We start from the raw sequence: 9,565 nt of genomic DNA, 5'->3' as shown, positions 1-9,565 counted from the left end.
CGGTCAATCCGAGCCGACCAAGAGACCGATCCTCCCTCAATCAGATGGCCTTCATATATGAATAACTTTCCCCGGACAGTCCTGCTCCTTGCGGGGGAGATGTCCGGCAGGACAGAGGGGGGTGCTGTCCCGCTGACATCGTTTTTGCCACTACTGAAAATTACGCCCCTTGGGCATGACTTGTTCCGCTTCTCCCGATAATGCCGCGAGATCCTGCCGGATCGGTGTGCTCCGGATTGCGGGTCGACTGTCGCGATCCGGACTTCCGGCAGTGCGTTCCTGAGGACCGGCGACTGCCGGTCCAACTTCGCTGACTTTCTCCAGAAGCACGGTTAGCCAAGGCGTCAGGTCCTCGACCTTTTCTGCGACGATGTGGACCACACCCGATTCCGACTGCAATTTCCCGGTGACCCGAATGAACCGCGCGCCCATCACAATCGGCCGGTAGCGGTCGAAGGTTCTTTGCCAGAAAATGATGTTGGCGACGGCCTTGTCGTCTTCGAGCGTCAGGAAGATCGCATTGCCCTTGCCGGGGCGCTGCCGCACCAGCACGAGGCCGGCAACGGAGACACGCCGGCCGTCGCGCACGCAAGGCAGGTTCGCATTGGGCGTGACGCCGGCGCGGTCGAGGCGCTCGCGCAGGAAGGCGACCGGATGCGCCTTCAGCGACAGGCCGAGCGAGCGGTAGTCGTGGATGACATGCTCGCCGAGCGGCATTCTCGGCAGTTTCGTCTCGGGCTCCAGGTCGCGCAGGCGGAGTGCCGGCTGATCGAACAGCGGCAGCCTTTCGGCGGCGCTCTTGCCGTCGAGCGCGCGCACCGCCCACAAGGCTTCACGACGATCGAGGCCAAGCGAACGGAAGGCGTCGGCCTGCGCCAGCCTCTCGATCTCGCCGACATCCAGGCCGGAGCGCAGCCAGACGTCCCTGACGGACACGTAGCCGTCGCCGCGCCGGTCGACGAACAGCTCCATGCGCTCCTTGGAAAGGCCTTTGATCTGGCGGAATCCGAGACGCAGCGCATGATCCGTCTCGATGACGCCGCGCATCTCGGCATGGCGCGCGAGAATGCGGGCCGGATCGAAAGGCGCTTTCTCCAGCGTGCAGTCCCAGACCGAGAAATTGACGTCGACGTCGCGGATGTCGACGCCATGGTCGCGGGCGTCGCGCACCAGCTGGGCCGGCTGGTAAAATCCCATCGGCTGCGAATTCAGGATCGCGGCGCAGAACACGTCGGGATAGAAGGTCTTGAACCAGCAGGAGGCATAGACCAGCAGCGCGAAGGAGGCGGCGTGGCTTTCGGGAAAGCCGTATTCGCCAAAGCCTTCGATCTGCTTGAAGCAGCGTTCGGCGAAGTCCTTGGTGTATCCCTTGCCAACCATGCCGTCGATCATGCGCCGGCGATAATTGCCGATCGTGCCGGTGCGTTTGAAGGTGGCCATGGCGCGGCGCAGTTCATCGGCCTCGCCCGGCCGGAAACCGCCGGCGACGATGGCGATCTTCATCGCCTGTTCCTGGAATAGCGGTACGCCCAGCGTCTTGCCGAGAATCTCCTTCAATTCCGCCTTCTGATACTCGGCCTTCTCCTTGCCCTGCCGGCGGCGCAGATAGGGGTGGACCATGTCGCCCTGGATCGGCCCGGGCCGCACGATCGCCACCTCGATGACGAGATCATAGAATTCGCGCGGTCTGAGGCGCGGCAGCATCGACATCTGGGCACGGGATTCAATCTGGAAGACGCCGAGCGTGTCGGCGCGGCAGATCATGTCGTAGACATTCCTGTCCTCGGGCGGCAGCGTGGCCAGCACATAGGGCCGGCCATATTTATCCCGTGCATTGGGATAGTGTTCCTCCAGCAAGGTGAAGGCGCGCTTCAGGCAGGTCAGCATGCCGAGCGCCAGCACGTCCACTTTCAGGATCTTCACCGCGTCGAGATCGTCCTTGTCCCATTCGACCATCTTGCGCTCGTCCATCGCCGTCTTGACTATGGGCACGATCTCGTCGAGCCGGTCCCTGGTGATGACGAAGCCGCCAACATGCTGCGACAAATGGCGGGGAAACCCCATGATCTCGTTGGCGCGTTCCAATACATGTCGCGACACTGGATCGGCGCGATCGAGGCCGCCGGCGCGGGCTTCCTTTTCGCCGAGTTCCGAGGTCGACCAGCCCCAGATCGAGCCGGACAGCGACGCCCTGACATCCTCCGACAGGCCCATCGCCTTGGACACTTCGCGCAGCGCCGAACGGCCGCGATAGCTGATGACGGCGGCGGCCAATGCCGTGCGCTTGGTGCTGTACTTCGTATAGATGTACTGCATCACCTCTTCGCGTCGCTCATGCTCGAAATCGACGTCGATATCCGGCGGCTCGTTTCTCTCCTCGGAGATGAAGCGCTCGAAAAGCGTGTCGATCCTGTCCGGCCCGACTTCGGTGATGCCGATGCAGAAGCAGACGATCGAATTGGCGGCCGAACCGCGCCCCTGGCAGAGAATGTCCTGGCTGCGGGCAAACTTGACGATGTCGTAGACGGTCAGGAAATAGCGGGCATAGTTGAGGCGCTCGATTAGAGCGAGCTCTTCCGCGATGCGCTTGGTCACCGAAGCGGGCACACCTGCAGGATAACGCTCGGCAGCCCCCTCCCGCGCCAGCCGTTCCAGCTCGGCCTGCGGCCCGAGACCCGATTCCGTCGGTTCGTCGGGGTAGTTGTACTGGAGATCGCTGAGCGAAAAAGTCAGCTCCTGCGCAAAGCGCAAGGTTTCGGCCAGTGCCTGCGGATGCCTGCGGAACAGGCGCGCCATCTCCATTGGCGGCTTCAGGTGGCGTTCGGCATTGGCGGCCAGTTGCAGCCCGACCTCGGAGACGGGTGTGTTGAGGCGGATCGCGGTCAGCACGTCCTGCAGCGGGCGCCGTTCGGCCGTGTGGTAGAGGACGTCGTTGGTCGCCATCAGTGGGATGCCGGCGCTCTCGGCAAACCCCGCTGCCTGCTCGATCCGGAAACGGTCATTGCCGGCATAGTCGGGTGAAACGCCAAGCCGCAGGTTCCGGCCGAAACGATGCTTGAGATCACGAAGCAAGGCGAGACTATCTTGCGCCCCCGCCGTCAGATCGGGCAGGACCGCCAGCGACAGGAGGTCACCCCATTCGAGCAGGTCGCTGCGCTGGAGAAGGGTGGCGCCCTTTTCGTTTTCATCGCGCAGGTTGGCTTGGGTGAGCATGCGGCAGAGATGACCCCAGCCCTTGCGGTCCCTGGGATAGGCGAGAATATCCGGCGTGCCGTCGCCAAAAACCAGCCGGCAGCCGGGGTGGTAGGAAAGCTTTTCCACTTTGGCCTGCTGCCAGGCGCGCACCACGCCAGCCACCGTGTTGCGGTCGGCAAGCCCGATCGCGGAAAAGCCCAAAAGCTTGGCGGCGACCACCAGTTCCTCCGGCTTGGAAGCGCCGCGCAGGAAGGAGAAATTCGACTGGATGCCGAACTCGGCATAGGGAATGACGGTCAGCGCGTTCATGCGAAGACACCATGCAGGAACCAGCGCGGCGGGACCTGCGAGGCGCCGCCGTAAAGGCCTTGACGGTAGAGCCAGTAGCGGCGGCCGTCGGCATCCTCGATGCGGAAATAGTCGCGTGTCGATGCCGCTTCGTCGCCTGGCGTCTCGCGCCACCATTCCGCCGCGATGCGCTCCGGCCCCTCGGCTCGCGTCACTCGGTAGAGCGCGCGCCGCCAGCGGAAGTTCAGTGGCGGTCCCTCCGGCATTTCGGTGGCCGGCACATCGATGGGTTCGGGCGAGCGGAACAGCCGGATCGGCCGTTCCGGCGGGAAGATGGTTTTCGGCGCCTGCAGCCTGTCCGGCCTCTTCGGCGGCGTGGTCCGGCGCGGCGCTTCGGTGAAGGGGATCGTGGCGACGGCGCGCTCCGGCAGATGGCTTTCGACGGCAACCGGCTGCAGGACCGCGCCATCGCCGAGCCGGGCGCGGATGCGGTCGGCAAACAGCGCGATATCGGCGCCGTCGTCGATCACCTCGCCGGCAAGGTCGGCCTGCTGCATGTCGAAAGCGGCTGATGTCAGCACCGAAAGCCGCACCAGATCGAAGCCATAGCCGGCATCGATATCCTGTTCGAGCGCCGCCAGCCGCTCGTGGAACAATTTCTGGATCAGCCGGGGCTCGCGCATCGGCCGCGAGGTGCCGATGGCGATGCGGCTGACGGCGCCGTCGACGCGAAAGAGCAGCAGCGCCAGCGCCCTGGCGCCCTCGCCGCGGCGCTCGAGGTCGGTCTTCAAGGTCGTCGCCAGCATGCCCACCAGACGTTCGATGTCCTCGGTCAGGGTGACGGGCTCGGCGAGATGGCGTTCGACCGAAAGCGGCGCGACGGGAAGGCGCGGCGACACCGCCTCGTCGAGACGGCCAAGCGCCTGGTCGAGGCGCAGGAGCAGCAAGGCGCCGAAGCGGCGGGCGAGCGGCGCGCGCGGTGCCGCCATGACGGCGCCCGCCGTGCGCAGGCCGACGCTTTCCAGGCTGGCGCGAGTCGCCGGCTCGATGCGCAGCGCGGCCAGCGGCAGGGGTGCGAGCAGCGCTTCCTCCTCGCCGCCATCGACGATGCGGTCACCAGCAAACCGTGCTGCCGCCCAGGCCGCCCCCGGTGTCGCGGCAAGCCCGGCGCGGACGTCAAACCCCTGATGGAAGAAGCGCGACAGGATGTCGTCCAGCATGGCGCGTTCGCCGCCGAACAGATGGGTGCAGCCGGTGACGTCGAGAAACAGGCCGTCCGCCCCGTCCAGCGCCACCAGCGGGGTGTAGCGGTCGCACCAGTCGGCAAGGCCTTCGAGCAGGCGGCGGTCGGCCTCCGGATCGGCCTCGACGATGTCGATCGACGGATGCATGGCGCGCGCATCGGCAATGCCCATGTCGCGCTTCAGGTGCAGCGCCTCAGCCCGCTCGTCGAGGGCCGAGATGCGTTGCGCGTTGCGGTCGCGATGGCTGATCACGAGCGGTGGGCGAGACGGCGGCAGGTGATCCGACGGCCGGGAACGCCAGGACCGCCCCAGACGCTGCCGCAGGATCCGTTCCACTGCCAGATAGGGAAACCAGAGGGACAGGATTCTTTGTCCGGCCTCTCTCTTCGCCCCTTCTATCGTCGCCCGCTCTTTCGTCGAATGCGCGTTCATCGGGGTTCCACTCCAGTGTGAATTGTCCAGGCAGGGCCGTGCGGCTCTTGCCGATGGTGAGGGTGAAGGCCGGGTGGCCGATCGAGCCGGCGAGCGGCCCGGCGATGGTGTCGCGCGGTACCGCCGGCGCCGACGCTACGATGAGACGGACGGGGGCCGCCGTCGGTTCGGGCTCTGCCGCCTGCCGCAGCAGGAACACCGGCCGGCCGGCACCTTGCGCCCGCGCATGCAGCCGGCGCGTCGCGGTCAGGTCCAGCCGCTGCGGATTGCCGCGAATTTCCAGGATGACGGCGGCGAGCGCCGTCATCCGGGCCGCCTCCTCGGCGACCCACAGCGCATCGACGAGTTTTGGCGCCTCGGAAAACAGCAATTGTTCCGGCTCGATGCCGAACGAGGCGTGAAGCCCCCTGGCATAGGGAAAGCCCGCCTCGCGGAAAATTTCCGATGTGCCGATCCACAGCACCGGCAGCCCTTGCGCCTGCTTGAGGATCAGGCTGGTGAGCGACAGGGCGAAGCCGGCGACGGCCCCGGCATCGCGGGTTTGCGTGCCATGGATTTCGCTCAGGGCTGCCTTCGGCAGGCCGCCGCTCAGGGCGGCATCGAGACGCTCGACGCCGGTGGGAAGGTACGCATCCGGCAAAGCCGCGGCAATGCCGCGCCGGACGATTGTGAGGTCGGCATTGGATGCGACATCCGTGTTGACGTCAGCATCAAGGGTCGCTGCGGCCGGCGCCTGCAGGCGCTCGGGCAGCGTTCCCTCGATTTTCGCGATCTGGCGGCGCAGGGCAAAAACAGTTTCCCGCGCCACGGCGGTCATCGCCATGACGGTCAGCTTCCACTCACAATTGTTCCTGTTATGTTCCCTATAGATTCCAGAGGGTGCTGGAAGAGTCAAGCGGAGTCATGGGGAATTTATTCCTCTCCACCCGATGATGCAGGCGCATTTGCCGATTCCGGTGCGAAAGCCTATATGCCCGGATCAAAGGACAAAGCATGGCCCGCATCTACAAGACCCGCACCTGGCACGACGAACTCTCGCCCTCCATGGACGAAATGGAGTTCCTCGCGCTGGAGGCCTATGCCCATCTGCCGGAGGATTTTCGCAAGCTGACCGGCGAGATCGTCATCCAGATCGCCGAATTCCCGACCGACGAGATCATGGACGATCTGTCGCTGGAGACGCCCTTCGACCTGCTCGGCCTGTTCGAAGGACGCGGCATCGCCGAGCGCTGGAATCCGCAGACCGGCGAAGGCCCGAACCGCATCACGCTCTACCGCCGCGCCATCCTCGACTACTGGTCCGAGAACGAGGAAACGCTGGGCGACATCGTCACCCACGTGCTGATCCACGAGATCGGCCACCATTTCGGGCTGTCGGACGATGATATGGAGAAGATCGAAGAGGCGGCCGAGTAACTGGTTCCTACGCCGCGTGAAATGTCTACTCCTCTCAAGTCGACCCAGAACTCAGCGGCGGCAAAGGCTTCTAAGATTTCGCTTCAGACAGGTCGGTCATCCGGCTGATGAAAAGATGCAGCGCCTTCCGCAGGGCGAGCGATGGCGGCTCGGACGGATGCCACTGCGAAAAATGACCATCAACCACCATTCGTGCCAAGCCATAGACAAATGCACGAGCGGCAAGAACCAGATGATCGAAGTCTGCGTTCGCAGCCAACTTACTCTGTTGTTGCGCTTGGGTCAGCAGGTCGATCATCTTCCGGCGAATGGCCTCATTCTGTCCGCGAAGACTGTCCGACCCGTCGAAATCAATCAGCGTTCGGGAACTGATGACCTGGAAATGCGTGGGATTGGCGATCGCCCATTCCAGATAGCCTTGTCCGATTGCTTCGAAGGCCACGATGGGATCTGCGCTGTCGACTTCTGAAAGTGCATCGGCCACGGCCTCTGTCAGCCGGCTCATGGCCTGTTCGGCTACCGCGGTCAGCAGCGCTGTTTTCGATTGAAAATGCCGGAAGGGCGCGCCGGGGGAAACGCCGGCCCGCTTTGCGGCTTCGCGCACGCTCACATGGTCAGGGCCGCCTTCCTCGACAAGTTGAATTGCAGCATCGATCAGCGCGTCCCGCAAATTGCCATGGTGGTAGCTGGTGCGGCGAGGCGTCTTGGCTTTTGCCATCCGTTTTCCTTCGTTCCGTAGAGCTGCTTCACGCGTCTGTAGCACGATCCGCGATTAATGTAATCAGCGTTTACAACGCAGGCAAGAGCATGTAAGCAGTGATTACAAATGGGATCGGAACAGGCCTGCGGTCTTCGCGGCTCCCGTTTTCCCATATGAGGAGACGAACATGCTCGCCAGAACCGCCGAACCGCGCCGTCTGCAATCGCTCATTTCGCTTCAGAGGCCAGCCGAAGAACCCCAGCACGAGGAGAATTCCGCGAGTGTCCAGTCGAGCGCGGCTGCGCACAGCGCCAAGCTTTATCGGCTTGCCTCCGTCGCCGGGGTGGGAAGCGCGCTTATTCTTCTGGTCAACGCGGCCAAACGCAGCGCGCTCATCGCGACCACCGATCTGACGCAACTTCTCGCGCCAGTCGCCGAGATATTGGCGCTTGGTCTTGTCGTAGGCCTGTTTCTTGCGTTTGGCCGGCGCGCGGGCCTGTTCGGTACCATCGCGTTCGTTATCAACTTCGTTGCATTGGCAAGTTTGGTAGGTGTGGAAGTGGTGATCAATCTCGTATTTTCGAAACTTCCTCTGGCGACCATCATCGAGCTGCGCGCCGGTCCTCTCGGACTGGCTCTGGTCGTCAGTTCAGTTCTTTTTCTGCTCGGGACGCTCGCGTTTGTAACCTCTCTTGTCGTTGCAAGAGGCGTGCCGCGCATTCCACTCGCCCTCTATATCATTGGCGCGGTGCCTATCGCGCTCCGGGCGTTCGTGCCGGAGTTGGCGCTTGACCTGGGCTTGATGACGCTTGCGGCAGCGATCGCCTGGCTGGCCGGGTGGCTGTGGATGCGAGCGCCGATTACCAGTCGCTGAGCTTGGTGTCCGGCCCGTATTCCTGCCCGTCGATATCCTTGACCACTGCCTGGCCGCAGCACATCGTCTTGGCTTTCTTGTCGTAGGCATAGGTCGGCGAGCCGAACAGGTGCCAGCCCTTGTTCAGGGCGGCCGTCACCTTGTGGCAGAAGCTGGCATCGTCCGGGCCAGTCAGAAAGCGGTAGAGCTTCATTTTTCAGTCCTGTCGTGAGTACCACGGCCCGCAAGCCCGATATCATGCGCCGGTGGCGGCCGCCTTTGCCAGCAGTTTTTCGGCCTGCGCCAGGTGCAGCCGCTCGACCATCTTGCCGTTCAGCGCAATCACGCTTTTGCCGGCATTCTCGGCAAGGGCGAAAGTATCTTTGATCAAGCGCGCCTCCGCCACCGCTTCCTTGGACGGCGCGAAGGCGCGGTTCGCGGCTTCGATCTGGGCCGGATGGATGATGCTCTTGCCGTCGAATCCCATGGCCGCCGACTCCGTGCATTCACGGGCAAAAGCGTCGAGATCGCGAAAATCGTTGGAAACGCCGTCGATCATGTCGATGCCGCCGGCCCGCGCGGCCAGCACCATCTGCATCAGCCATGGCACGAGATAGCGCCGGTCCGGCGTCGCCAGCACGCCGGTGTCCTTCACCAGATCGTTCGTTCCGGCAACGAAACAAGCCAGCCGAGCGGCGGGATCGCGGCCAAGTTCGGCAATGGTGCCGATGTTGAGCATGGCCTTGGGCGTTTCGATCATGGCCCATAGTTTCACGCTGTCGGGGGCGAAGTTGTCGTCGAGCACATCACCGGCCTCGAGCAGGTCGCGCGGCGTGTCGACCTTGGGCAGCAGAATGCCGTCGGGCTCGCAGCTTGCGGCGGCCAGCAGGTCGTCGGCGCCCCACCCGCTGGCCATCGCATTGATGCGCACGATCATCTCGCAATGCCTGTCGGCATGGCCGGCGAAAATCGCGGCCAGTTTCCCGCGAGCGGCGATCTTGTCGGCCGGAGCGACTGCGTCCTCCAGGTCGATGATGATGGCGTCGCAGGACAGCTGCGCGATCTTGGCCAGCGCCTTGTCGTTGGAGGCCGGGATATAGAGCACCGAGCGGCGCGGGCGGTATGGTTCCATAGGGTGCGAGCTCCAGCGGCATCGCCGGTAGGTCTGCTTTCAGGAAGCCGCGAAGCCGGTCTGGCCGAGATTGTGGCGCAAAGCCGTGCCTAAAGCGAGTGGAAAGGCAGTCTGGAATTGGGAGGGAAATCTCCAGAGACCGAAACCCAAGGCGGACACGACCTGGTTGTTGCCAGCTCGCGGTGGTATCGATAACATATCGAAGTCGATCCGATTCTGAGAGGTGGTGCATGAACGCGGCCGGACGCCAGACAAACCCCGTGACTGAGTGTCTGGCGCTTGTCAGGCCGGCGCGGCCGGCCGGT

At 63.9% G+C, this 9,565-nt stretch carries 8 protein-coding genes; 2 read left to right on the top strand and 6 right to left on the bottom strand.

The annotated features are described in order from the left end of the window. Positions 1-150: 150 nt before the first annotated feature. Genes NKI20_RS18795 through NKI20_RS18785 form a run of 3 tightly spaced genes read right to left on the bottom strand, consistent with a single transcriptional unit; the run spans position 151 to position 5,982 of the window. Positions 151-3,504, bottom strand: coding sequence for an error-prone DNA polymerase (locus NKI20_RS18795; RefSeq protein WP_352832891.1), 3,354 nt, complete (start codon positions 3,502-3,504; stop codon positions 151-153). Next, the gene (locus NKI20_RS18790; RefSeq protein WP_352487152.1) at positions 3,501-4,979 is read right to left on the bottom strand and encodes a DUF6504 family protein; all 1,479 of its coding nucleotides are present in this window, start codon (positions 4,977-4,979) and stop codon (positions 3,501-3,503) included. Before NKI20_RS18790 ends, NKI20_RS18795 begins: the two co-directional genes overlap by 4 nt. Continuing rightward, a complete protein-coding gene (locus tag NKI20_RS18785; protein WP_352832888.1) occupies positions 4,921-5,982 on the bottom strand; it encodes an ImuA family protein in 1,062 nt (353 codons plus the stop codon). Before NKI20_RS18785 ends, NKI20_RS18790 begins: the two co-directional genes overlap by 59 nt. A gap of 170 nt (positions 5,983-6,152) precedes the next feature. Between NKI20_RS18785 and NKI20_RS18780 the strand changes: the two genes are divergently transcribed. Next, positions 6,153-6,575, top strand: a complete 423-nt coding sequence (locus NKI20_RS18780; RefSeq protein WP_023763026.1) for a metallopeptidase family protein — start codon at positions 6,153-6,155, stop codon at positions 6,573-6,575. A gap of 70 nt (positions 6,576-6,645) precedes the next feature. Here NKI20_RS18780 and NKI20_RS18775 read toward each other — a convergent pair whose 3' ends face one another. Then, the gene (locus tag NKI20_RS18775; RefSeq protein WP_352605690.1) at positions 6,646-7,293 is read right to left on the bottom strand and encodes a TetR/AcrR family transcriptional regulator; all 648 of its coding nucleotides are present in this window, start codon (positions 7,291-7,293) and stop codon (positions 6,646-6,648) included. A 169-nt stretch (positions 7,294-7,462) separates the two neighbouring features. Between NKI20_RS18775 and NKI20_RS18770 the strand changes: the two genes are divergently transcribed. After that, the gene (locus NKI20_RS18770) at positions 7,463-8,149 is read left to right on the top strand and encodes a hypothetical protein (RefSeq protein WP_352832885.1); all 687 of its coding nucleotides are present in this window, start codon (positions 7,463-7,465) and stop codon (positions 8,147-8,149) included. Here the strand turns inward: NKI20_RS18770 and NKI20_RS18765 are convergent. Together NKI20_RS18765 and NKI20_RS18760 are read right to left on the bottom strand one after the other, a co-directional pair. Beyond that, a complete protein-coding gene (locus NKI20_RS18765; protein WP_023763029.1) occupies positions 8,136-8,342 on the bottom strand; it encodes a DUF1737 domain-containing protein in 207 nt (68 codons plus the stop codon). The two genes, NKI20_RS18770 and NKI20_RS18765, sit on opposite strands and share 14 nt — an antisense overlap. Positions 8,343-8,384: 42 nt before the next feature. Next, positions 8,385-9,260, bottom strand: a complete 876-nt coding sequence (locus tag NKI20_RS18760; protein WP_352832881.1) for an HpcH/HpaI aldolase/citrate lyase family protein — start codon at positions 9,258-9,260, stop codon at positions 8,385-8,387. Between the last annotated feature and the right edge of the window lie 305 nt (positions 9,261-9,565).

Source organism: Mesorhizobium sp. M0830 (assembly GCF_040319965.1).
Classification (GTDB): domain Bacteria; phylum Pseudomonadota; class Alphaproteobacteria; order Rhizobiales; family Rhizobiaceae; genus Mesorhizobium.
This window is presented reverse-complemented; position numbering and strand designations above follow the sequence as displayed.